Annotated in this window: 20 protein-coding genes and 1 tRNA gene; 7 read left to right on the top strand and 14 right to left on the bottom strand. The window is 66.2% G+C overall.

Annotated elements, in window-relative coordinates; genetic code table 11:
• Positions 1-11: 11 nt before the first annotated feature.
• The 8 genes from ACW2Q0_RS09070 to ACW2Q0_RS09105 form a co-directional block, all read right to left on the bottom strand.
• Positions 12-959 (bottom strand): Ppx/GppA phosphatase family protein, encoded by a 948-nt coding sequence (locus ACW2Q0_RS09070; protein ID WP_457188136.1) that lies wholly within the window; start codon positions 957-959, stop codon positions 12-14.
• 90 nt (positions 960-1049) lie between these two features.
• Complete coding sequence (locus ACW2Q0_RS09075) at positions 1050-1580, bottom strand: DUF501 domain-containing protein (protein WP_457188138.1); 531 nt, start codon at positions 1578-1580, stop codon at positions 1050-1052.
• Positions 1577-2008 carry an FtsB family cell division protein gene (locus tag ACW2Q0_RS09080; RefSeq protein ID WP_457188140.1) on the bottom strand — a complete coding sequence of 144 codons (432 nt, stop codon included), beginning with the start codon at positions 2006-2008 and terminating at the stop codon, positions 1577-1579. Before ACW2Q0_RS09080 ends, ACW2Q0_RS09075 begins: the two co-directional genes overlap by 4 nt.
• A gap of 232 nt (positions 2009-2240) precedes the next feature.
• The gene (gene eno, locus ACW2Q0_RS09085; protein WP_457188142.1) at positions 2241-3527 is read right to left on the bottom strand and encodes a phosphopyruvate hydratase; all 1287 of its coding nucleotides are present in this window, start codon (positions 3525-3527) and stop codon (positions 2241-2243) included.
• Between the two features lie 441 nt (positions 3528-3968).
• Entirely contained in the window at positions 3969-5543 is a 1575-nt protein-coding gene (locus ACW2Q0_RS09090; protein ID WP_457188144.1) for an ABC transporter ATP-binding protein, read from the bottom strand.
• Positions 5540-6403: an ABC transporter permease subunit gene (locus ACW2Q0_RS09095; protein ID WP_457188146.1), complete on the bottom strand. Its 864-nt coding sequence runs from the start codon at positions 6401-6403 to the stop codon at positions 5540-5542. The genes ACW2Q0_RS09090 and ACW2Q0_RS09095 overlap by 4 nt, the downstream gene beginning before the upstream one ends.
• Positions 6404-6447: 44 nt before the next feature.
• Positions 6448-7374 (bottom strand): ABC transporter permease, encoded by a 927-nt coding sequence (locus ACW2Q0_RS09100; protein WP_457188148.1) that lies wholly within the window; start codon positions 7372-7374, stop codon positions 6448-6450.
• Positions 7371-8888, bottom strand: a complete 1518-nt coding sequence (locus ACW2Q0_RS09105; protein WP_457188150.1) for an ABC transporter substrate-binding protein — start codon at positions 8886-8888, stop codon at positions 7371-7373. Before ACW2Q0_RS09105 ends, ACW2Q0_RS09100 begins: the two co-directional genes overlap by 4 nt.
• Before the next feature lie 315 nt (positions 8889-9203).
• Between ACW2Q0_RS09105 and ACW2Q0_RS09110 the strand changes: the two genes are divergently transcribed.
• From ACW2Q0_RS09110 to ACW2Q0_RS09135, 6 genes are all read left to right on the top strand, one after another.
• Positions 9204-10397 carry a TauD/TfdA family dioxygenase gene (locus ACW2Q0_RS09110; protein ID WP_457188152.1) on the top strand — a complete coding sequence of 398 codons (1194 nt, stop codon included), beginning with the start codon at positions 9204-9206 and terminating at the stop codon, positions 10395-10397.
• Positions 10369-11379, top strand: a complete 1011-nt coding sequence (locus ACW2Q0_RS09115) for an ornithine cyclodeaminase family protein (RefSeq protein ID WP_457188154.1) — start codon at positions 10369-10371, stop codon at positions 11377-11379. Before ACW2Q0_RS09110 ends, ACW2Q0_RS09115 begins: the two co-directional genes overlap by 29 nt.
• Positions 11370-12890: a Y4yA family PLP-dependent enzyme gene (locus ACW2Q0_RS09120; RefSeq protein ID WP_457188155.1), complete on the top strand. Its 1521-nt coding sequence runs from the start codon at positions 11370-11372 to the stop codon at positions 12888-12890. The genes ACW2Q0_RS09115 and ACW2Q0_RS09120 overlap by 10 nt, the downstream gene beginning before the upstream one ends.
• 49 nt (positions 12891-12939) lie before the next feature.
• Positions 12940-13971: a PLP-dependent cysteine synthase family protein gene (locus tag ACW2Q0_RS09125; protein WP_457188157.1), complete on the top strand. Its 1032-nt coding sequence runs from the start codon at positions 12940-12942 to the stop codon at positions 13969-13971.
• Between the two features lie 175 nt (positions 13972-14146).
• A complete protein-coding gene (locus ACW2Q0_RS09130) occupies positions 14147-15553 on the top strand; it encodes an MATE family efflux transporter (RefSeq protein ID WP_457188158.1) in 1407 nt (468 codons plus the stop codon).
• A gap of 66 nt (positions 15554-15619) precedes the next feature.
• Entirely contained in the window at positions 15620-16537 is a 918-nt protein-coding gene (locus ACW2Q0_RS09135; RefSeq protein ID WP_457188159.1) for a putative PEP-binding protein, read from the top strand.
• Here ACW2Q0_RS09135 and ACW2Q0_RS09140 read toward each other — a convergent pair.
• The 6 genes from ACW2Q0_RS09140 to ACW2Q0_RS09165 all read right to left on the bottom strand — a co-directional run bounded on the left by ACW2Q0_RS09140 (position 16519) and on the right by ACW2Q0_RS09165 (position 24018).
• The gene (locus ACW2Q0_RS09140) at positions 16519-17094 is read right to left on the bottom strand and encodes a TerD family protein (protein WP_457188161.1); all 576 of its coding nucleotides are present in this window, start codon (positions 17092-17094) and stop codon (positions 16519-16521) included. The two genes, ACW2Q0_RS09135 and ACW2Q0_RS09140, sit on opposite strands and share 19 nt — an antisense overlap.
• 76 nt (positions 17095-17170) lie before the next feature.
• On the bottom strand, positions 17171-17656 hold the full coding sequence (locus tag ACW2Q0_RS09145) for a hypothetical protein (RefSeq protein WP_457188163.1): 486 nt from the start codon (positions 17654-17656) through the stop codon (positions 17171-17173).
• Positions 17657-17907: 251 nt separating this feature from the next.
• On the bottom strand, positions 17908-18540 hold the full coding sequence (locus tag ACW2Q0_RS09150) for a MazG family protein (RefSeq protein WP_457188321.1): 633 nt from the start codon (positions 18538-18540) through the stop codon (positions 17908-17910).
• A gap of 170 nt (positions 18541-18710) precedes the next feature.
• Entirely contained in the window at positions 18711-22322 is a 3612-nt protein-coding gene (gene mfd / locus ACW2Q0_RS09155) for a transcription-repair coupling factor (protein WP_457188164.1), read from the bottom strand.
• A gap of 252 nt (positions 22323-22574) precedes the next feature.
• The gene (locus ACW2Q0_RS09160; protein ID WP_457188166.1) at positions 22575-23222 is read right to left on the bottom strand and encodes a TetR family transcriptional regulator; all 648 of its coding nucleotides are present in this window, start codon (positions 23220-23222) and stop codon (positions 22575-22577) included.
• 181 nt (positions 23223-23403) lie between these two features.
• On the bottom strand, positions 23404-24018 hold the full coding sequence (locus ACW2Q0_RS09165; protein WP_457188323.1) for a TetR/AcrR family transcriptional regulator: 615 nt from the start codon (positions 24016-24018) through the stop codon (positions 23404-23406).
• Positions 24019-24438: 420 nt separating this feature from the next.
• Here ACW2Q0_RS09165 and ACW2Q0_RS09170 point away from each other — a divergent pair.
• Positions 24439-24509 (top strand) — tRNA-Gln (locus ACW2Q0_RS09170).
• Positions 24510-24566: the final 57 nt, after the last annotated feature.

The following is a 24566-nucleotide window of genomic DNA, read 5'->3' on the forward strand; positions in this document are numbered from 1 at the left end:
GGCGAGCGGTCTCAGGCGATGGACAGGGCTATGCCGTCGAGAATGTCGTGCTCGCTGACGATGAGGGCGGAAATGTCGGTGCGACGGGACAGCTCATAGGCGAGCACCTCGGTGATGACGGCGCCGCCACCGATCACATCGACACGGCCGGGATGCATGGGGCCGAGGGCGGCGCGCTCGTCGTGGTTCATGCCGATGAGGCGATCGCAGACCTCGCGCACCTGGTCCAGGGTGAGGCTGGTGAGATGCACTCGCTCCGAATCGTATTCGGGCAGATCGAGGGCGATTGCGGCGAGCGTGGTCATCGTGCCCGCGACGCCGACCCAGGTGTGCACGCCCTCGACGGGCACCCTGGCGAAGGCCTCATCCAGTCGTTCGGTGGCGAATTCCCGTGCGGCGGAGACTTGTTCGGCGGTCGGCGGATTGCCGGGCAGGCAACGTTCGGTGATGCGGACACAGCCGATATCGGCGGAGAACGCCGCCCGCACCCCGGTGCTGTCGCCGACGACGAGTTCGGTGGATCCGCCGCCCAGATCGACGACCACGAAAGGCCCTGCCTCGCTCGCCAATTCGCCGACCGCACCGGCGAAGGATAGCCGTGCCTCCTCGTCACCGGTGATCACCTCGGCCTCCGCACCCGCGACCACGGTGCCGAGTTCGGCACGGGCCATGGCGAAGAAGTCCTCGCGGTTCGCGGCATCGCGAGTCGCCGAGGTCGCGACCATGCGCACCCGATCGACCCCCGCCTCCCGCATCAGCGCGGCATAATCGGCGAGCGCGACCCTGGTGCGCTCGATCGCCTCCGCTGCGAGCGCCCCCGTCGCATCCACCCCCTGCCCGAGCCGCACAATGCGCATCTCCCGATGCACATCCGCCAACCGCCCGTCACCGAGCACCTCGGCGATCAATAGTCGGATCGAATTCGTCCCACAATCAACTGCCGCTACCCGATCACTCATTGCTCAGCTCCGCTCATATCAGCCCCGGCCAATTTCCCACTCGCGCTCACCGGAGCGCCCCATCATCGGAGTTCATACGCCGCGCTCATGTCATTGCTCTCCGGTCGGGGCGTGGGGCGGCTCATATTTCGGCCAGTCCGCCGGGATTGCGGTGCCGCGCAGGCCGCTATCAGCCGCGATGGCTACCGCTTCGTCGCCGAAGGGGTTGACGCCCGGGCCCTTGGCGAGGGCGTGCGCGATCAGGACGTGTAGGCATTTCACTCGTTCGGGCATGCCGCCGCCGGTGAAATCGGTGCCGAGCGATTCGATGGCATTGCGCTCGGCCAGATAGCTCTCGTGCGCGGCGCGGTAGGCGGCGGCCAATTCCCGGTCGGTGCCGAGACGTTCGGTCATTTCCCGCATGACGCCCGCGGACTCCTGCCTACTCGCCTCGGCGGTGAGGCGGGGATCGGTCAGGTAGTAGAGGGTCGGGAAGGGGGTGCCGTCGGGGAGCCGCGGCGCGGTCTTGACCACCGCGGGCAGCCCGTCCGGGGTGCGGTAGGCGACGGCGAGCACGCCGCGCGGTTCGCGTCCCAGCTGCTTGGCGATGATCTCTAGATCGCGTTCGGTCGGTGCGCTCACCTGGGTCCCTCCGATGCTGGCGGCGGCGCGACGGGCGGCCCGGCCGATGCGGCCGCGGGCGCCGGGGCCTGCTGCGGTTGCGAAATACTGCGCCACAGTTCGGTGTACCAGGGCTGGGGCGCCTTCGACTGAGTCGGTGCGGCGGGCGGCGCGGGCGCTTCGATGCCGGGCACCTGGACGATATAGGGCGTCTCACCCGGCATGACCAGCCGCAACCGGTCCCTGGCCTCGGAGCGCACGTACGCCGGATCCTGCTGCTGCGCACGGCGATCCCGCAACGTGGCGAGATCGGCCTCGAGTTCGATGCGCTCCTGCGCCAGGTGCGCGGCCTCGGCGCGCTGGGTGAAATAGGTGCGCAGCGGCACAGCCAGCGTGAGCGCGAGTGCGCCGACGACGATGGCCAGGATGACCGCCTTACCGGTAGACAACCCGAGGATCGTGCGATCGTGCCGGTCGTCGTGACCGCCGGTGCGCAGCCCTACCTTCGGTGGCTTGGCCTTCTCCGCGGATTCGGACCGCCTGCGGGTCGTCCGCTTCGGTGCCGCCGCCGGCGATTCGGCGGACGGGCGCGATCTGGCAGAGCGCGACGTGCGGCGGTTCCCACGTCCGGCGGGACTGGATCCACGCGCACGTCGCTCTGTCATTCCGCTCCCTAGCTGACTAGCCTTCGAACGCGAACCGCGGGAACGCGACATCACCCGCGTACCGTGCGGAATCGCCGAGCGCATCCTCGATGCGCAGCAGCTGGTTGTACTTGGCGACGCGCTCGCTGCGCGCCGGGGCACCGGTCTTGATCTGACCGCTGCCGACCGCCACGGCCAGGTCGGCGATGGTGGTGTCCTCGGTCTCACCGGACCGGTGGCTCATCATCGTCCGGTAGCCGTTGCGGTGCGCGAGCTCGACGGCATCCAAAGTCTCGGTCAGCGTGCCGATCTGGTTGACCTTCACCAGCAGCGCATTGGCCGCGCCCTTGGTGATGCCCTCCTCCAGACGCTCCGGGTTGGTGACGAACAAATCGTCGCCGACCAACTGCACCTTGTCACCGATCTGATCGGTCAGCGCGATCCAGCCGTCCCAGTCGTCCTCCGAGAGCGGGTCCTCGATGGAGACCAGCGGGTAGGCGGCCAGCAGTTCGGCGTAGAACTGCGCCATCTCGGCGGCAGAGCGGACGCTGCCCTCGAACGTGTAACCGGTACCCGCGGTGTAGAACTCGGTGGCGGCGACATCGAGCGCGAGCGCGACATCGGTGCCCAGCTTCAGGCCGGTCTTCGAGATGGCGACACCGATAAGATCGAGCGCTTCCTTGGTGCCGGCGACCGACGGCGCGAAACCACCCTCGTCACCGAGCCCGGTGGACAGGCCCTTGGACTTCAGCACCGACTTGAGCGCGTGGTACACCTCGGCGCCCCAGCGCAGCGACTCCTTGAATGTCGTCGCACCGATCGGGGCGACCATGAATTCCTGGACGTCGACGCCGCTGTCCGCGTGCGCGCCACCGTTGAGGATGTTCATCATCGGCACCGGGAGCACATGCGCGTTCGGGCCACCGAGGTAGCGGAACAGTTCCAGGCCCGAGGATTCGGCGGCGGCGCGGGCCACCGCGAGCGAGACGCCGAGCAGGGCGTTCGCGCCGAGGCGGGACTTGTCCGGGGTGCCGTCCAGATCCAGCAGGACCTGGTCGACGGTGCGCTGCTCGACCGCGTCCAAGCCGATGACGGCGGGCGCGACCTCGTCGAGCACGCCCTCGACAGCCTTCTGTACTCCCTTGCCGCCGTAGCGCTCGCCGCCGTCACGCAATTCGACGGCCTCATGCTCACCGGTGGAGGCACCGGAGGGCACGGCAGCCCGGGTCAGGGTGCCGTCGTCGAGGGCGATCTCGACCTCGACGGTGGGGTTTCCGCGAGAATCGAGGATCTCGCGAGCTCCGACCTGTTCGATGATGGCCACGAAAACGACACTCCTTCGGCTGTTGGCACGGTAGGTCTGAAGGGAAGGGCCGTGCGCCTGCGAGCCTAGCGTCCTCGCGGGTTCCGCAGTAACCGGCACTCCGACGAAGCGCTTCGCACCGCCGCGATGAAGACCCGTCGTTTTCTCCGAGGGGTGCTCAGGCCCGGCGTCCGACGCTGTGGGCGGCGAGTACGAGGGTAAGCGTTGCGGCCGGCCGATACGCCGGACAACTTCGCGAACACTGCTCCATCATCCAGATCCGAACGACCGCCCCCGCGATGCCCCGGTGTGCGCTAGGCCAGCGCCATGTCCCCGTCTCCAGCCCCTGGTGGTCATGCGCTCGATGATCCGAGATCAGCGAGCGGATCGCCGATCACGCGGCCGCCGATTCGTCCTCGCAGAACTAGGGTGCGGTACGGACACGCTGTGTTCGGGAAGCACTCAGCCGAGGAGTTCGCGGGTCGCGGTGTGGGCCGGGCTGGTGAGGACCGCTGTCGCCGACCCGGATTCGACAATGCGGCCGCGGTCGAGGACGACGAGGTCGGAGCAGTGACCGGTGACCAGGGTCATATCGTGGGTGATCACGAGCAGGCCGGTGTCGCGTTCGGCTCGGATGCGGTCCAGCAGGCCCATGATCGAGACGGCGGTGTCGTGGTCGAGGGCCGAGGTGATCTCGTCGCAGACCAGGACGGCAGGCTCGGCCGCGAGCGCTCTGGCGAGTGCCACCCGCTGGCGCTGGCCGCCGGACAGCTCGTGCGGATAGCGGGTGGCCAGATCCGGTGCGAGTTCGACCGAGTCGAGTAAATCGGTAATGTGCTGCGCCAGTCGCTGTTTCGGCACTCCACCGAGTCGGCGAAGAGGGCGGCCGAGGGTCTGGGCGACGGTGCGTCGGGGGTTGAGCGCGGATCGCGGGTTCTGCGTCACCAACTGAATACCGTTGCGAACATCCCGACCGGGCCCGATCGGGATCGATTCACCCCGCAGTTCCAGCGATCCGGCTGCTTCTCGGTGTAGGCCGGCGACAACCCGCGCGAGCGTCGTCTTCCCCGCACCGGAGGCCCCGACGATCGCCAGTGCCGCGCCGCCCGACAGCACGAAATCGATATCCGCCAAAACCTCGCGTCCATCGATCGAGGCACCGATATCCCGCGCCCGCAGTAGAGGTTCCACCGCATCGGCAACCGATTCGATCGGCCTGGAACACACCGCTATCGCGCCCTGCCCTTCGCTCGGCCGCACAGCGGAGCGCCCGGTATCGACGTCGCGGCCCAGGGACATCGCCGCAACCGTCGCCGCTCGCACGGCCGATACGGCACCCCCGGGTGGTTGCGGTGAATTCGACGCGCTCGAACGAACTCCGGTAGACACCGCACGCAGTTCGACCACATCATCGGCGATGGCATGGATGGTCGCGGTGTCATGGCCGGACAGCAAGATCGCGGCAAAGCGCTGAGCGGCGATATCGGCGAGCAAACGGGCGATTTCGGTGCGCAGCGAACCGTGCAGACCGGCCAGGGGTTCATCGAGAACGAGGATCCCGGTGTGCCGAACCAGCGCACGCGCGAGGGCCACTCGGCGCTGCTGTCCGCCGGACAGTTCGCCAGGGCGCCGACGCAGGTGCTCCTCGGATAGGCCGACCAGTTCCAGTGTTTCGGACACGGCGGCTGTGGGGTGGCGAACCTCGTCGAGCAGGGCACGCACCCGCATCAACGGATTCAGGGCCGAGCCGGGATCCTGCCCGACATAGGCGATGTGATCACGGCGAAATCGTTGCAGTGCAACAGGGTTCAATGCGAATACGTCCTGCCCGGCTACTACGGCCGACCCCGCGGATCGGCGGGCTCCCGCCGGCAGATGTCCGAGCAGTGCGCGCATCAACGTGGTCTTGCCCGATCCAGACGGACCGGTCAGAGCCATGACCTTGCCCGCCGCGACGCTGAAACTGGTGGCCTCGAACAATTGCTGACCATTCGATCCGCATACGGTCAGCGCATCGACGACAACAGACGCATTCATTCCCACTCCCGCGGCCCAGGGCCCGCCAACTCCGGCCCGTCGATACCCGCCTGCCGCCACTCGCAGCCGCGCGCCCTTCGTCGCGGGCGGTGCTGATCGAACGAGGTCACCGCCAAATTCACGCTGACCGCGACCACCGCGATCGCCAGACTCGGCGCCAGCACGGACCAGGGATTGAGGAGCATGCCGGAGGAGTTCTCACGCACCATGACCGCCCAGTTGGCGGCGCCGAGCGTGGTCGGCAGTTGCAGGAACGATGCCGTGCTGACCACGTACACGCCCGCTACGAAGCGCAGACCGAGTTGCGCGGCCAAGACCTCGCGCAGATTCGGGATCACCTCACCGAACACCAAGTGCGGCAGCGTCTCACCGCCGGCGCGGGCGGCCTCGACATAACCGCTCGCCGCGACACCGGCCGCAGCGGCAGCGAAAACTCTTGCGCAGTACGGAGTTCCGAACAGCAGCGCCACCACGACGAGCCCGTAGCCGCCCGCATCCGGCCATGCCGTCAGTACCAGCAGAATCCCGAGTACCGCCGGGAGCAGGATCGCGAAATCGGCAACGCCCTCGATAAACGCACCCATCCGAGGACGCAGTGCCGCGATCGCGCCGAGCACGCACGAGGGCACCGTCACCACGACCGCGATCACACCCGCCAGCAACAGCAGACCCCAACCGCCGTAGAGCAGTTGGGCCAGCACATCCCTGCCGAGCCGGTCCGTGCCCAATAACGTGTCCGCACCCGGCCGCGTGAACGGTATCCCGACCGGCTCCTCGGCCGGACGCGTCGCCAGGCTCGGCCCGAGCACAGCGGCGACAACCACCACCAGCGCGGGCGATGCCGTAAGCAATCTCCGCATCCGCGACCTCCTGATCCCGGAGGTCGGAATCCGCTGTGCACTGGTCATAGCCGCCCCCGTGATGCCCAGGTCCGAATACCGTCCGCCAGCGCCAGCATCGCCATCATGACCACCCCGGTCAACGCGACCACCGCGGCGATCAGGGCGGTGTCTCGATCGGCCACCGAACCCGCGAGCACCGCACCGAGTCCCGGATAGTTGAAGATGGTCTCCACCACCAGCGCACCACCGAGTAGCATGCCGACGGTGGTGGCGAAGCTCGCCACGATCGTCGGCAGCGCGAACGGCAGCAGATGCCGGGTCAGCACGGCTGTGGTCGAAAGTCCGTCCAGCACCGCACTTTCCACATGCGGCGAGCGCGCCGAATCCAACAGCGCCGAACGCACCACCCGGGTGTTCCAGCCGATCTGCGGTATCGCCAGCGCCAGCACCGGCAGCACCAGCATGTCGGGACCGGCTGGAAACCCCGAACGTCCGGTAATGGTCACGGCGGGCAGCCAACCGAGGCCCGAGGAGAACATCAGGATCAACAAGGTCGCGATGACGAATTCCGGAATCGCCGCCGCCGCAGTAGTAGTCGGCTGCAGGAACCTGGTCGCAAGGCCGCGCCGCGCCGCCCACCAGCCGCCGAGCAGCAGCGACGCGACCACCGTCACCACGAAGGCGAGCCCGCCGAGCAGCAGCGTCGGCGGAAACTTGTCGGCCAACAGTTCATTGATCGACCGCCCACGCGCCGTGCGACCGAAATCACCTGTAGCCACGCCGGATATCCATTCGAGGAACCGCGCCGGCAGCGGACGGTCGAGACCCAGCTCGTGTTCCTTCGCTGTGACCTGGTCCGCCGCGGCATCACGGCCGAGCACCGCCCGGGCGGCGTTGCCCGGCAGCACGTCGACGGCCGCGAATACCGTCGCCAGCAGCGCGAACAGCAGGACGACGCGCCGGACGAGAATTTTGGCGAGCGACATCATTGCGCGAGCCAGGCTCGCTCCAGCTGCACTCTCGCGAAGCCGCCCAGGGTCGGCACATCGCGCACCCGAGACGCCGCGATATCGATACCGTCGGCCATGCCCCACACCAGATAACCGCCGTGGGCGTATTGCATCCGCTGCACATCACGGCAGGCGACTGCGTATTCCGAGTCATCCTGGGCAGCGAGGGCTTTAGTGGTCGCCGCATCGAATTCGGCATCCTTGAAGGCGGTTTCGTTGCGATCCGATGTCGAGGACATCAGCTTGGTCGCGAAGAACAGCGTGGAATCATTGGTGCCCCAGGAGACCGTGTACAGCGGCGCCTTCAACCAGGTCTGGTCGTAGAAGGTATTCGACTCCTGTATCACGACATCGAGGCGCAGCCCGATATCGGACAGCTGGGTGGCGATCACCTTCGCCGATTCGACCTCGCCCGGCGCCTCGGCCTTGGTGCGGAACTGGTAGCTGCGCCCGGTATCGAATCCGGCATCGCGCAGCAACGCCCTGGCCCGGTCCACATCACGGCTCCGCTGCGCAATGGTGTTGTCGTACAAGGGATCACCGGTGCCCAGGATATCGTTCGCGACCGTGCCGTACCCCGAATGCACCTGAGTCACCAGGGCCTCGCGATCGACGCCCAACCGAATCGCCTCGCGGACCCGGGCATCGGCGAACGGTCCGTCGGAGCTTCGCATCGCGACCCCGACCATGGTGTCGTTCGACCGCCGTACCACCCGCAGATCACCGCGGCCCTCGGCGGTCCGGCCCGCGATCGCACCGACATTCGAGGCCAGATCGATCTGCCCGCCGAGCACCGCATTGCCCAATGCCGTCACACTGTCGAACATGGTGACCTCGATGGCGTCCAGCAGTGGTGCCGGACCGTGCCACCGATCATTGCGCACCAGCCGGGCATTGCCGCCCTGATAGGACTCCAACCGGAACGGCCCGGTGCCGATGGCGTCGGTGAAATCGGTGGTGTCCTTCTTGACGGTGAAGGTCATCAACCGAACCAGCAGCGGCAGTTGGGAATTCGGCTCTGGCACCGCGATGATCACCCGGTTGGGTCCGTCCGCGGTGATGTCCTCCACGGCGGCAGGCATTTTCGACGCACCACCGACGGTCCGCAGCCGACGCAGTGACCACACCACATCATCGGAGGTGACCGGGGTTCCGTCGTGGAAGGTCGCTGCGTCGGCGATGGTGAAACTCCAGCGGCGCCGCTGCGCATCGGCTTCCCACCGACTGGAAAGGCGCGCAGCAACATTCGGGTTCGCGCCCGGTACCGTGAGCGCGTCGTACACCAGTGAGGCGATGAGGAAGTCGCTGTCATTGCTGAGATTCGCATGCGGATCGCGTTCGATCCGCGCCGCGCTGCCGAGCGCACCGACGCGCAGGGTGCCGCCGCGTTGCGCGGGTCCGTCCGAATTGCCGCCGTCCGAACATCCGGCGGCCAAGAGCACCGCGCCGACACCGAGTCCCGATCGCAGGAGTTGTCGTCGATTCCATTGCATGATGCTGCCTTCCTCGAACCCTAACGAGTTACCCGCGTGCGACCGCGAACCCTAGCGAATCTAGCAAGGAAAGGCTAGCCTAATAGTGCTCAGCCCGTAGAGTTTTACCGCACCACAGCGATCACCTCACCACCCCGAAGGCGATGTCGCACATCAGCCACAGCTGGGCGCGGCAAACTCTGATCCCAGGTACGCGCGCTTGCAATTTTCACGACTCGCTTAGGTAAGCCTTGCTTAAGACGGCTGGACCCGCTAGCTTCGCAGATCGAATCGTCATACCCCGCTTTTCGACCCGATGCGAAGAAGGGATTCCTGGTGAAAGGCGTTCTCTCCGAACGTAAGACGCTTCACCCACTGGATATCGAACGGCGCGAGCTGCCGACCACCGCCGGACACGCGGTGCGCGCACTCGCCCGTGAGATATGTAGGACACTCGACTCCTGGCCCGATGGCACGGCCGATATCGGACGCACGCTGACCGATCCGGCATTGCTCGAGCACATCGATGGGCGCGTCGGCGAGTTACCCGATGCGGTACGCGTCGCTGTGCGACCGCCCGCCACCACGGCCGGTGCCACCATTGTCGGCACACTGCCGTTGACCGATGGCGAATTCGGCCCGACCCCGCCGAGCTGGGTCGAGGCGGCCCGCTGGAGTGGTGAATCCGGCCGCCGCGCAAGCTCATTCGAATTCGATATCGTGATGCTGCTGCTCGCCCGCAGCGCGGGTGAACCGTTCGGCTGGCAGGGCCAGCAAGGCGGTCGGCTGGTCAACAACATCGTGCCCTCCCCCGGCCACGAACACGAACAATCCGGCGCGAGTAGCAAAACCCTGCTCAGCCCGCATACCGAGGACGCCTTCCACCCGGACCGGGCCAACCTGCTGATGCTGGCCTGTCTGCGCAATCCGGACGGCGTCGGCACCACCGTTTCCTCGGTGCGCCGGACCGAGCTATCCGATGACGAACGCCGATTGCTGAGCACCCCGACGCTGCCGATTCTGCCCGACGTCTCCTACGGCACCGGACATGAGCGCTACCCCGCAACCCCGGTACCGACACTGTGGAACGCCGAATCATCGGATGACACAGCGTATTCGACGCTTCGCTATGATCCGGCATACACCCGGCTCGACGAAGCCGACGCCGAATTCCGGCTCGCCTACGCGCACCTGACCGCGGAGCTCGAACGCGTCTGCGTCACCGCCGCACTCGCGCCCGGCGAGCTATTACTGGTGGACAATGACGTGGCCGTACACGGTCGGGTACCTTTCTCCGCGCGCTACGACGGCACCGACCGCTGGCTCAAGCGCGTCAACGTCCGCCTGCCCGAACGCCGACGGCGGGCCGCCGAGGCCGACGAAAATGGTTATGGGCAACGGATCGTCGCCCCGTTCCGAGCGGCGAACAACCCGCTCGCGATCGACCGTGTACGGGCCCGGGATACCTCCCGGACCGCTGTAAGGGTGGATACGACACAACATGATCGAGGAACCGTTGAGCACTCGTGACCGAAGCACACCACTGCGTGTGCTGAGCCGCAGCGATCTCGCGGACGTGCCCATCACGCCCGCCGATGTGGTGCGCGCGGTGGAGGATGCGTATCTCGCCTTCGCCGCAGGTGATTCGGATAATCCGCGCAAACTCAGCGTCGCGAATCCAGATGGCTGGTCGGTGGCCTACGCCATGCTCGGGCGCGACGGCCGTCGCCGGGTGGTCGCGATGAAGACCTCCTACAAATTCGATCCCGGCCACGACCGCAGCACCAAGCGCTACTACACGACCATCACGCTCTACGACGACAGCACCGGCGCGCCGATCGCGATGATGGACTGTGCCAGGGTCGGCGCGCTGCGCACGCCGGCGGTTTCGGCGCTGCTGGTGCGCGAGACCGCACGCCGCGGCGCGGCGAGCGTGCTGCTGATCGGAACCGGCACCCAGGGTCGAAATGCTTTGCCGCACTTGCTCGCCGCCAATCCGCAGCTGCGCAAACTGATGCTCTATGGGACACATCCGGAGGGCCTGGCGGCCGTGCGCGATTACCTCGCCGCGTACAACCCGCATGCTGTGCTCGAGACCGTCGAGGATCCGCGTGCGGCCGCGGGTGCCGCCGATGTGGTGTTGGCCACGGCGGGACCGGGTACCGAGGTCGCGATCGAATCCGACGATCTCGCACCTGGTTGCACCGTTGTGCTCGTCGGCTACGGATTGGCGCCGTCCACGCTGGTGGACGCCGATCGCGTGATCGCCACCAGCGCCGAGCAAATGGCGCTGACCGGCACCGATATGGCCGGTCCCGACGGCAGGCTGCGCACCGTCGACGCCGAACTGCCGCAGATCCTGAGTCGCCGTGCGATCGCCCGGCGAACCGACGACGAGCGGATCTTCGTCTACAACAGCGGGTTGGTGCTGACCGATATCGCGGTCGCGCACGCACTCGCCGAACGCGCCATTGCCGAGGGCCGCGGCACGGAGGTGCCCCTGTGGGACTAGACATCAGCGCCGTCGAGTTCGACAAGCAGGTGCACAGCCTCGGCACCACCGAGCCCGACGGCACGCTGCCGTTCGACAACGGCTCGACCCGAGACAAGGTCAAACTCGGCGAGCCTGCTTCGAATACCGAAATTGCCCCGGATCCCGCTGTACTGGCGGCAGTGCGGGGCCTGCGCAACATCTGCGCACCTGCCCTGCCCGCGCACACCGATGACTGGGAGCGCCGACTGCTCGCCGATCCGAATCTGCTCGGCGATATCGCCTTTGCGATCGGCGGCCCGTTCCATGTGCTGTATCCGGCACGGGTCACGGTGAATATCAACGGGTTCCAACGCGCATTCGGGCAGGCCGGTGTGGATGGGGTCATCTACTACGGCAAGAAGGCCAACAAGGCGGCTTGTGTGGCTCGCGCCTGCGCCGAATATGGCGTGGGCGTCGATGTTTCCAGTATCGGTGAACTGAATGCCGCACTGTCACAGGGCATTCGCGGCGACGAGCTGATGATCACCGGACCCGCCAAATCCGACGATCTGCTGTGGCTGGCGGTGCGGCACCGCGCATTGCTCGCCGTGGACAGCCTCGACGAGTTGCACCGGCTCGCCGCATTCACCACCCCGGCCGCCGCGGCCCACGTCCTACTGCGGGTACTGCCCGACGGATCCGCGAGCCGCTTCGGTATGACCGCCGAAGAATTGGACCACGCGATTTCGGTGATCGGCGCCTCCGGTACCGTGGGCCACGAATCTATTCGCCTACAGGGCTTCAGCTTCCATCTCTGCGGCTACGATGCCGTCGCACGCGCCGAACAGGCCGACGAATTGATCACCCGCTGCCTGGCGGCGCGCACACTGGGCCATCCAGCCGCCACCATCTCCATCGGCGGTGGATTCGGCGTCGATTATGTGTCCGCGAACGCCTGGTCGGAGTTCACCGAACACGCGCACGGCCGGTGGTTCCATGCGGGGAAGTCCTTCGATTCGTACTACCCCTATCACTTCCCGGCGCCGGGTCCGGCCATGCTCACCGCCATACTCGAACACAATGCCCTCGCGGAGCGGTTGCGCGACAACGATATCCGGCTGGCCATCGAACCCGGCCGGGCACTGCTCGACCGCGCCGGATCCAGCGTCTTCCGGGTACAGGGCAGCAAAACCCGGCACGCCGACGGTCACCCCTACCAACTGCTCACCGTCGACGGCACCAGCCTGAGCCTGTCCGAGCAATGGTTCGACAGTGAGTACCTCCCCGATCCGATACTGTGGCCGCCGCACCCCGGCGAGCTCACCCCGACCTGCGTCGGCGCGGCCAGCTGTCTGGAATCCGACATGCTCAGTTGGCGGCGCATCCCCTTACCGCGCCGAGCCGAGATCGACGACCTGCTGATCTATCCGAATACCGCCGGTTACCAAATGGATTCGAACGAATCGGCCTTTCACGAATTGCCGATTCCGCCGAAGGTAGTGCTGTACGACACCGGCGATCGACTTCGCTGGACGCTCGACACCGGATAATCCGGCACCCATTCGACCAATACCCTTACAGCCCTATGAGGAGACCTCCATGCCGCTCGTCACGCGCGTGACGGATCTGATCGGTCGCACCCCGCTATTCGAACTGGCGACCACCGCGACCGGCACCCGGCTGCTGCTCAAACTCGAGCAGTTCAATCCGACGGGTGCGGCCAAGATCAGAATGGCGCGCGCGATGGTCGACGACGCCGAGCGTCGAGGTTTGCTGAGAGATGGCGGGCATATTATCGAGTCCACATCCGGGAACACCGGGCTCGGCCTCGCGGTAGTAGCTGCCGAACGTGGGTATCGCTTCACCGCGGTGGTCGATCACCACGCATGTAAGGACAAGTTGCGCGCGATGCGAGCGATGGGTGCGGAATTGGTATTCGTCGCCGATGACGGCGACGACAACCTGGCTACCTCGGCGCGGGAAGACTTGGCCGAGGCGATGGCGGCCGGACTGGCGGACGCGTACTTCACCGAACAGCACAACAACGACGCGAACGCGGTCGGGTACTACGCGGTGGCCGAAGAATTGCTGGAAGACGTGGAGCGTGTCGATATCCTGCTCTCGGCGGTGGGCACCGGCGGTTCGCTGTTCGGCACCGCGACCCGCCTGCGCCAACTCGGCTGCACGCCCAGGGTGATCGGCGTGGAGCCCGTCGGATCGATCGCCTTCGGCGGCCCCGGCGGGCCGTACTGGCAGTCCGGCACCGGTACCCCGCCCGGCGCCACCATCGGCACCGCCGTGGACTATTCGCTGCTCGATGAAGGCGTCAAGGTCTCCGATATCGCGGCCTTCGCCACCGCCCGCGCGGTCGCCGCCGAACTCGGCCTGATGATCGGCGGCTCCGCGGGTGGCTCGGTGCACGCCGCACTCACCCGCTTAGAGCAGTTCCCGCCGGGCTCGACCGTGGTCACCATCGTCTGCGACGGCGGCGAAAAATACCTCGACACTGTCTTCGACGACGAATGGATGCGCGAGCGCGATCTGCTCGACGCCGCCACCGAAGCCGACGTACACGCCATGCTCGACCGCTACGCCCCCACGCGCCGCGAACAACTCGTGCAGGCGCGATGAGGTACCCGCGCGCCGATCTCGGAGCTTTCGATGGACAGCTGGACGCTTGCACAACACCCCGTGCACCTGAAATGATCACCTTGTTAGGCTTACCTAACCATATTGTGCGGACTCGGCGACGAGTTGGGATGGGACCAATGGCGATCGGATTCGGGATTCGACCGGTGGAGCTGCGATGGTGAACCTGGCCACCTTCCGTGCCGACGGGCGACAGCTCACCGCACTGGCCGCACCGATCGCGCTCACCCAACTCGCGCAGATCGCGGTATCCACCACCAATATCGCGCTGATGGGCACACTCGGTGTACGCGCGGTCGCCGCGGGTGGGCTCGCGATGGTGCTGTTCAACCAGATTCGCACCATGTGCGTCGGACTGATCACCGGAACCGGAAATCAGATCGCGTCCGCGACGAGTGCGGCGGATAAGCGTGGTGAGTCGGCCGATGGCGAGGTCCGCGATATCGTCCGGTCGAGTTTCCTGATCGCCACCTTCGCCGGAATCATCGGCGGCGCGGTGCTGATCGGCCTCGGCTGGGCGCTGCGATGGCTGGGTCAGGACGCGGGCGTACTCGCCGACGCGCGACCGCTGATGCTCGCACTCGCCCCCGGACTGCTGCCCTGCCTGTGGTTCCAAGTGCTGCGGCAGTACACGGTGGGTATGCAGCGTCCGCAGGCGCTGCTGCTGGTCACGCTCGGCTCGGTGGCGCTGAATCTGGTACTTGCCCTTATTTTCATGCACGGCTGGGTCGGACTGCCCGCACTCGGGCTGACCGGCATCGGCGTCGCGACCTCACTGGTCTTCCTGATCACCTTCGGCGTCTTCTGCGCGATGGTGCGCGCCGATGCGGCACTCGGCGCCACCCTGCCGCTGCGCCCGTGGCCGGTACACCCGCCGACCATCCGAGCCGAGCTCGGACTCGGAGCGCCGATCGCGCTCACCTATGGCTCGGAAGCGGGCATGTTCTCCGTGCTCGCCCTGGTGATGGGCAGTATCGGACCGGCCGCGCTGGCCGCACACAATGTGGTCTACCAGATCATCTATATCGTCTTCCAGGTCGCGATCGGCCTGTCGCACGGCGCGTCCATCCTGGTGAGCCAAGCCGTCGCGCGTGACGAATACGGCCGTGCCCGTGCACTGGCCTGGCTGGCGCTGCAGCATGCGGGCATCGTCGCCACGGTCACCGGTGTGGTCTATATCGCCGCGCCGAGGCTCGTGCTGACCCCGTTCCTCGAACCGAGCGATACCGCGACGATCGAACTGGCCCGCTCGCTGCTGCTGATCGGAATCGTGCTCCAGTTCTTCGATGCCGCACAGAACATCGGCACCGGCCTGCTGCGCGGTCTGAAGGCGACCAGGGCGGGCTTGCGCCTGTCCCTGGTCGGCTACTGGCTCGTCGGCCTGCCGACCGCCCTGCTGCTGGCCTTCCCGCTCGGCCTCGGCGCCGCCGGCGTCTGGTGGGGCCTCACCGCGGGCCTGGCCGGCACCGCCGCGCTGATGCTGCGCCGGTACTTCGCGCTAATCGACGCCGCCGCCTCCGCCAACCCCCATACCATCCCACAATCCCTACCCACCCCTTCCTGACCTCGTAAAATACCGACCGACCGGGCGGCGGAAAGTGTTGTGCAGCAACCTGATAGCGTGCCGGGAATGCGGCAGAGCCTGGCATTGAGTTGTGAGCGGATCTCCGCTGAACTGCTCGACCACTTCGATGGGGTCGGGATGGTGCGCGGCGAGTATGTGTTCCGCGCGGCCGGAAAATATCCGACACCCGAATCGGTTTCGGGCTACCTCGTGCCGTATCTGCGCCATATCGCGAAGCGGGCGAGCGGAACGACGATCTGGTATCGGACCATGGAAGCCGATACCGCCGAATGCAATACCCTCGACGGCGTCGAAGAGATCCTCGACGAGCCACATAAACTACTCGGCCTGCGTGGTATTCGCCGAGCCCGCCGCTATCCCGACGCATTCGAAGCGGAACTCGAGGGTATCGCGCAGGTGCGCGAGGAGGGCGCCGATATCGGCGTGCTCTTTCCCTTCGTCACCTACGTCGACGAATTGCAATGGGCCATCGAGCAAACCCGGTCCGTGATCGGCGACTGCCCGGTCGCCACCATGATCGAGATCCCGTCACTGCTGTTGGAGGTCGACCGGGTCGTCACCACCGGCGTGTCCCGTGTGGTGATCGGCTGCAACGATCTGTCCTCGCTGCTGCTGGGCCAGGCCCGCGCCACCCTGCGGCCGGTTCGTCCCGTTCCGCCGCTGCTGCGCGCGATCGAACGCGTCACCATGGTCGCCGCCGCCGCCGGCGTGCAGACCGCGGTCGCGGGCTATCTGCATCCGGACCTACTCGCGGCCTGCGCGAACCTCGGCGTAGACGAATGCGTGCTGCACTACTCCGATCTGCCCGACGTCCTGGGTGAGCAGTTCGCGGACCTACCGGATCTCGATGTGCTGCAAGCGATCAAGCGCAAGACCCGCGCCGCGATCGCAGTATTCGAGGCGGAGCGGGCGGCCGGATCCGATCCCGACCACCCGCGCGCCCATCAGACGTTGACGCCGTAATCGCGGGCGATGCCCGCGAGCCCGGAGGCGTAGCCCTGACCGATGGCACGGAACTTCCATTCGTTGCCGTACCGGTACAACTCCCCGAACACCATGGCGGTCTCGGTGGACGCATCCTCGGTGAGGTCATACCGGGCCAGCTCGGCGCCGGTGGTGGCGTCGACCACGCGGATGTAGGCGTTGCGAATCTGGCCGAACGACTGTCCGCGCGCATCGGCATCGTGAATGGAGACCGGGAAGAAGATATTGGTGATCGTCGGTGGCGTCGCCGCCAGATCGACATTGATCACTTCGTCATCGCCTTCGCCCTCACCGGTGAGATTGTCACCGGTATGTTCGATCGTGCCCTCCGGCGAGCGCAGATTGTTGTAGAACACGAAGTGCTGATCGGACAGCACGCGCTGATTCGGCCCGGTGGCGAGCGCACTCGCATCGAGGTCGTAGTCGGCCCCGGTGGTCGTTCGCACATCCCAACCGAGCGCGACCGCTACCTTGGTGAGGTTGGCGGTCTGCTTCGACAGCGAGACATTTCCGCCTTTGGCCAATGTGACGCTCATGATCCCCTTCCGTTCGACGCGTTCGCGCCGCCTTTCATCGCGATTATTACTCTGTACCGGGCAGGGTTGTGCCGGTTCAGTTCTGGATATCGGCCCAGGCGCGCAAGGTCTGCACGCGCCCTTCGAGCGCATGCAATTCGCTCGCGTCGAGTACGGTGCGCTCGATTCCGTGCGCCACCGCGAAGGCCGACTGCCGATGGTCATCGATGACCTCGACATCGATTTGCACCGCGACATAGTCTGTCGCGCCGGGCATTTCCTCGGCGACGACCCGCGCCCGCCCACGCGCGCACAGCGCGACATCGCCACCGCCGAGAATCAGCAGTGCGACACCGGGCCGTTCGCGCAAGCGGGCCAGCGAACCACGATCGAATTTCAGGCTCAGCAGAATCCGCCGATCACCAGCGCGCACCGGCCAGGACACCGGAATCGCATGCGGCCCTGGATCGGTGGTGACCAGCACCGCGATCGTTTCCTGAGGCCATTGCGGGAGTACGTCCAGTTCGGGATGATCGGAACTCGCGTGGTCTTGACGTTGCACGGGGCTCACTCCGGCTGCCATGTTCGTCACCTCTTGATCGCTGCAACGCGGCGGGCTGTGCCACGTTGCCTGCAAGTCTAAGGTGCAGTGCGCCTTGTTCGCTGGCGCTGTGACCTTTGTCCGGAGTGCTCACAGGCACCCGCCGAGGGCGTCGGCGGTGCCACACCACCGCTGCTCGACCGTCGATCCGTACCCAAACGCTACGCGCCTCGGCCGACCCCGGCCGCGCCATCAGGCGTATTTCATCGGCACACTCGATGCCGAACGCCCGGCTACTGCGGCCAGTACTTGCGCCAGTCGGCGGGGGATAGCGGAGCGCGTTCGCCGCGGGCGGCTTCAGCGGCATCTTCGGTCGCGCGGATTTGCGCGGCGAAGGACAAGGCGGCTTTGCGGAGGCGTTCTTCGGCGCTGCCTTCGCCGCCCAGCAGGACGGTCCTGAGGGTGTCGGGGATCAGGTCTTCGGGCAGACCCGCTCTGAGACCGCGCGAGCGGATCTTCTCGGCCAGCGCGAGGGCGGGTTGAGCCATGGCTATGCCGTCCAGGCAGGATCGACGGGACTTTTCCGCGGATTTGCGTTCCTCCCAGGCCTTTTCCTGGGCGGCGATCTTTTCCGCGACGGTGGCCGAGGCGTCGATGGGCTCGGCGGCGAGGTGGGGGCTGCGATGGACGAGTTTGGCGACCAGCGCGGCGGCGACATCATCGACCGTGAATTCGCCTGCGGCCTGGGCGATTCGGGAGTGAAACAGCACCTGCAGCAACAGGTCACCGAGTTCTTCCTTGATGGTTTCGGCGTCGTTGTGCTGGATGGCATCAAGGAGTTCGTAGGTCTCCTCGAGCAGGTAGGGGCGCAACGAGTCGTGAGTTTGGGTTACTTCCCAGCCGCCGAAGTTCCAGAGCCGGTCCATCACGTCGACCGCCCCGGTCAGACCGGCCGCCACCACCGCGGTATCGGTGCGTCCGGATTGGGATGCGGCACCGATTACCGGCTCGGAACCGCGGTGACCGGTGCCGTTCGCCGGGCCCGCCGCGGCGGCATGGCGGGCGGCACGCAGGACGGCTTCCTCGCGGTTGGAGTTCATCGAGCCATTGCCTCGGTGTCGACCCGCAGCTCGACCAAGCCCTTCGGCTTGCCATCCAACTGCAGCAGCAGGTCGGCGACGAATTGCAGAAGAACGAGATCACGCACCCGGTCCGCACCCACGCTGTCCTCAACCCGGGGCAGCGGCAATTGCACAACACCACTTGCCGCGCGATAGCCCGCGCTCGGGTACAGACGCTTCAACCGCATCTGCTTGGAATCGGCCAGATTCATCGGCGAAACCTTCAATGTGGTTCCGGTGACCGCGATTTCGGTGACATCGTATTCGCGGGCCAGCAGGCGTAGTTTCGCCACCGACACCAACCTGCCGACCTCGACGGGCAGCGGCCCGTACCGGTCGACGAGCTCCTCGACAACCAACTCCACCGCCGGATCATCCTGCGCCGCAGCAAGTTTGCGATAGGCCTCCAGCCGGAGCCGATCGCTGGTGATGTAGTCGGGCGGGATATGCGCGTCCACCGGGAGGTCGATGCGCACCTCCTTGATCTCCTCGGTCGTAATCGGCTTGCCGTCGGCGGCGGCCCGATACGCCTCCACCGCTTCACCGACCAGCCGCACATACAGGTCGAAGCCGACACCGGCCACATGTCCGGACTGCTCGGCGCCCAGCACATTTCCGGCACCGCGGATTTCGAGGTCCTTCATCGCCACCGCCATACCCGCGCCGAGATCCGAATTCTGCGAGATGGTGGCGAGTCGGTCGTAGGCCGTCTCGGTCAGCGGCTTCTCCGGTGGATAGAGGAAGTAGGCGTACCCGCGCTCGCGGCTGCGGCCGACGCGCCCACGCAACTGGTGCAGCTGCGAAAGACCGAGGGAATCGGCGCGTTCCACGATCAACGTATTCGCATTGGAGATATCGAGCCCGGTCTCGATGATGGTGGTGCAGACCAACACATCGAATTCGCGCTCCCAGAACCCCTGCACGGTCTTTTCGAGCATGTCCTCGTTCATCTGACCGTGCGCGACCACCACCCGCGCCTCAGGCACGAGATCGCGAATACGCTTGGCCGCCTTATCGATCGACGAGACCCGATTGTGCACGTAGAAGACCTGGCCGTCGCGCAGCAGCTCACGCCGAATGGCCGCGGTGACCTGCTTGTCGTTGTACCCGCCGACATAGGTGAGCACCGGATGCCGTTCCTCCGGCGGCGTCAGGATGGTCGACATCTCGCGAATGCCCGCCAGACTCATCTCCAAGGTGCGCGGAATCGGTGTCGCGGACATGGTCAACACGTCGACGTGCGTGCGCAGCGCCTTGATGTGCTCCTTGTGCTCGACCCCGAAACGCTGTTCCTCATCCACGATGACCAGGCCGAGATCCTTCCATCGCACACCGGTCTGCAGCAGCCGATGGGTTCCGACCACGATATCGACGGCGCCGTCGGACATTCCCTCCAGCACGGCGCGGGATTCGCCCGGATCGGTGAACCTGGACAGCCCTTTCACGGTCACCGGGAATCCGGCGACGCGTTCGGTGAAGGTCTGCAGATGCTGTTGTGCGAGCAGAGTTGTCGGTACCAGCACGACGACCTGCTTTCCGTCCTGCACCGCCTTGAACGCGGCACGCACGGCGATCTCGGTCTTGCCGTAGCCGACATCACCGCAGACCACGCGGTCCATCGGGACCGCCTTCTCCATATCGGCCTTCACCTCGGCGATGGCGGTCATCTGGTCGACGGTCTCGGTGAACGCGAACGCGTCCTCCATCTCCTGCTGCCACGGACTGTCCGGACCGAACGCATGTCCGGGCGCGGCCTGCCGCGCCGCGTACAGTTGCACCAGCTCACCGGCGATCTCGCGAACCGCCTTGCGCGCCTTGCGTTTCGTATTCGCCCAGTCGGAACCGCCCAGCTTGGACAGACTCGGCATCTCGCCGCCGACATAGCGCGAGAGCTGATCCAGCGATTCCATCGGCACGAACAGCCGATCACCGGGTTGGCCGCGCTTGCCGGGCGCATATTCGATGACCAGATATTCCCGCCGCGCCCCGCCGACAGTGCGCTCGATCATCTCCACGAACCGGCCGATGCCGTGCTGATCGTGCACCACCATATCGCCGGCGCTCAGCGCCAGCGGGTCGACTTGGTTGCGGCGCTTGGCCGGCAGTCGCTTACCCTCCGCCGGTGCGGTGACCCGATTGCCAGTGAGGTCGGATTCGGCGACGACAACCAGACCGGCGCCGTCGAAGACCAGCCCGTCATGCAGCGAACCGCACAGCACACCGACCAGTCCGGTCGCCGGCTCGGCGCCGGGTGCCAAGGACGCCGCGGGTACGTCGGCATCCGAGAGCCGTTCCAGAATGCGTTGCGCCGTACCGTGACCCGCGACGACCACGACCGCGCGCCCACCGGTGAGCACATGCGCGCGCAGTGACGCGAAGATCGTCGCCACCAGCTCATCGGAACCGCGCGCCGCCGGTCCGGCCAGCACCGGCAGCACGACCTCGGCGGGATCACCGGAGGTCAGCGGGCTCAGCGTCCACCAGGGCAAACCGAGTGCGTTTGCGCTGTCATGGATTTCGGGCAGCGGACGGTAACCGGAGGCGGCAAGATCGAGTCCGTGCCCGCCGAGCGGCGCCGCACCGCCGAACGAGGCCGCGGTCCACGATGCCTCCAGGAATTCCTCACCGGTGCGCACCAGATCGGCCGCGCGCGTGCGGATCTTCTCCGGATCGCACAGCAACAATTGGGTTCCGTCCGGCAAAACCTCGGTGAGCAACCGCAATTCGCCGGGCGCGAGCACCGGCAGCAGAGCCTCCATACCCTCGACCGGAATGCCCCCGGCGAGTTTGTCCAACATCTCTACCAGCGCGGCATCGGCGGCATTGGCCGCCGCGACCTCGGCGGCGCGCTCGCGAACGGCATGGGTGAGCAACAGTTCTCGACACGGCGGCGCGACGACCACATCTGCCGTCACATCGGTCAACGACCGCTGGTCGGCGACGGCGAAGGGCCGCAGTTCGGTCACCTCGTCGCCCCAGAACTCCACGCGCACCGGATGATCCGCCGTCGGCGGAAACAGATCGAGGATACCGCCGCGCACCGCGAACTCACCGCGCTTACCGACCATATCGACGCGGGTGTAGGCGAATTCGATCAGGCGCAAGAGCAATTCGTCGAAATCGAACTCGGCACCGACGCGCAGCACGATCGGTTCGATATCACCGAGGCTCGCGGCCATCGGCTGCATCAGCGAGCGGACGGTCGTCACCACGACCCGCAGCGGTTCCGGGTAGACCGAATCCTCCGGATGCGCCAGCCGGCGCAACACCTCGAGCCTGCGGCCGACGGTGTCCGCACCCGGCGACAGCCGCTCATGCGGCAGCGTCTCCCACGACGGGAACTGCGCGACCGCCGCACCGAGGATTTCCTCGAGCTCGACCGTCAGATCATCGGCTTCCCGCCCGGTCGCCGTCACCACCACCAGCGGCCTGTGGGCCGCCATCGTCGTCGCGACGAACGGCCGTACCGCCGACGGCCCGACCAACTCGACCGGCGACTTCCCCACCAGGTCAGCGACGGTGCGCAAGGCCGAATCGGCTCCGGCCACCGCGGCCAGTCCGGCAAGGGGTGGACGGTGGGTGGACATCAAACACTCCTGAGCTCAGGCGGGGTTTCAGTTCGGCGAACCGAGTCTAGCCACCAACGCTGCCCCGCCTCCCCGAGCCTCTTGTCGGCCGTAGGTGTCACGTCACCGTCGTCCTCGGGCCGGCGGTCGAGCGAGTGGTCGAGTGCTGGGCGTACCCGACAAGTTACCCATGTGCTCGCGAAATCAGTCCGCACCTGACAACCTACCAACGCACGGTGACACCGTTGTCGGCATGGACCGGCGCGGACCGACCTACGGGACGTAGCGGCGTAGGCGGCGCGCGGCGAATTCGCGGAAGTAGGAGAGTTTCTCCGGTGGGACGATCGCTGGCAAGAGGAAGTACCAGGCGCGCTCCATGCGCGTCGCCATCTGATCGATCGAATCGGTGCCGACCGCGGTGATGTGCACACCCGCGGACATTTCCTGCAGCAGCAGGCCGATCACCTCGGCATCCAGATCGGCCTCCAGGTCGCCCTGGGCGATCGCCCGCTCGGCTAGTACGCGATAGGTATCGCCCCAGGTCTTGGTGATGTTGTCGCCCTGGGCGCCGCGGTAGTCGCCGATCTGATGAGTCAGTTTGAGCATCGCGCCGACCATCGGATCGTTCATGGATAGGTCCGCGACGACGTAGGTGATCCCGATACATGCCTCGAGTGCGGGCACTCTCGGATCGAAGAAACCCTGGCACGAACTGACCAGGCGCTCATTGCCCTGATCGACCACCGCGCGCGCCAACTCTTCCTTCGAACCGAAGTGAAAGTACAAGGCGCCCTTGGTCACGTTCGACTGCGCGATGATCTCGCTCAGACTCGCATTCGCATATCCCAAGCGCAGAAAGACATCGGCAGCGCCCGCCAGGACGGAATCGCGGGTGATCTCCGCGCGCGCTTGCCTAGCCATCAGATCCGCCTGTCATCCTTAAAACCAGCCATCCTGAAGTAGACCGACATCCCGAAGTAGACCGACTTACCGCTCGAACAGCACCCTGAGGATGGGTGAACCGTACCACCAGGTGAGCGCCCGTCAGCCAATTCGAGCATTCGGACAGGCATCGCGCGCAATTCGCTGGCTACCAACGCGGTCAATCTCCGGTGCCGGCGCGCCATTCCGAGCTCAGCTGCGGGTCGGCTTCCAAATGACTGAGCCCGTTCCAGCACAGGTTCACCAGATGCGCCGCCACCACCTCTTTCGACGGTTGGCGCTCGTCCAGCCACCAGGTCGCGGCGGTCGAGACCATGCCCACCAATGCTTGTGCGTACAAACCGGTCAGACTGGTATCGAAACCGCGGCGCTCGAAATCGCCGCCCAGAATGTGCGCGACCTGGCTGGTGGCCTCGTTGAGCAGACTCGAATAGCGACCCTCCGCGGTGGCTGCGGGCTGATCGCGCACCAGGATTCGGAATCCGTCGGTACGTTCCTCGATATAGGTCAGCAGTGCGAGCGTGACCTGTTCGAGCCGGATCCTGGACCGGTTCCGGGTGAGCGAAGAGGTGATCATGTCCAGCAGCATCGACATCTCGCGGTCCACAACCACGGCGTAGAGCCCCTCCTTACCGCCGAAGTGTTCGTACACTACGGGTTTGGAGACCTGGGCCCGCTGTGCGATCTCCTCGATCGAGGTCGCGTCGTAACCCCGCTCGGCGAACAATGCGCGACCGATCTCGATCAGCTGCTGCCGCCGCTGGGTTCCCGTCATCCGCGGTCGGGACACCTTGGGCGGCTCACCCGAAGACACCGTCCCGCCTCCTCACGCATGCCAATAGTCGTCGGACCCAACTGTTCCAGACAGCTCTGGCTCCCCTGCCGTCACCCCCGTCTCGCCAGAGCGACAACCGATCTCGCACGAACATGGGCAACGCGGCGGGCACGCCGTGGAATCCAGCCCCCACCCGGCGGCGGGGCCCGCGACGGAAACAGTCGGAGCACCCGACGACCGGCACAAGTTCCGGGGAGGCCGGGGAGCATTCGCCCAGATAACGCGACCGGAGCGGACAGAGCCGACGACGAGTACGCACTAATTCGGCGAAGCAGTTCGACTAACCGGAGGTCTTCATGCGAGGATTCATGCCGTGCCGCTGGCACAGCGGCGGGTCCCGCGGATCCGCCGGTGTGACAATCCGCCGTAGTGTAATGGCAGCACCTCTGATTTTGGTTCAGATAGTTCAGGTTCGAGTCCTGGCGGCGGAGCACATCGGCACGATGGCTTATCGTTGGCCGCGCACATCGCTGAACAAGCTCGACGAC

This window comes from Nocardia citri, assembly GCF_054065835.1.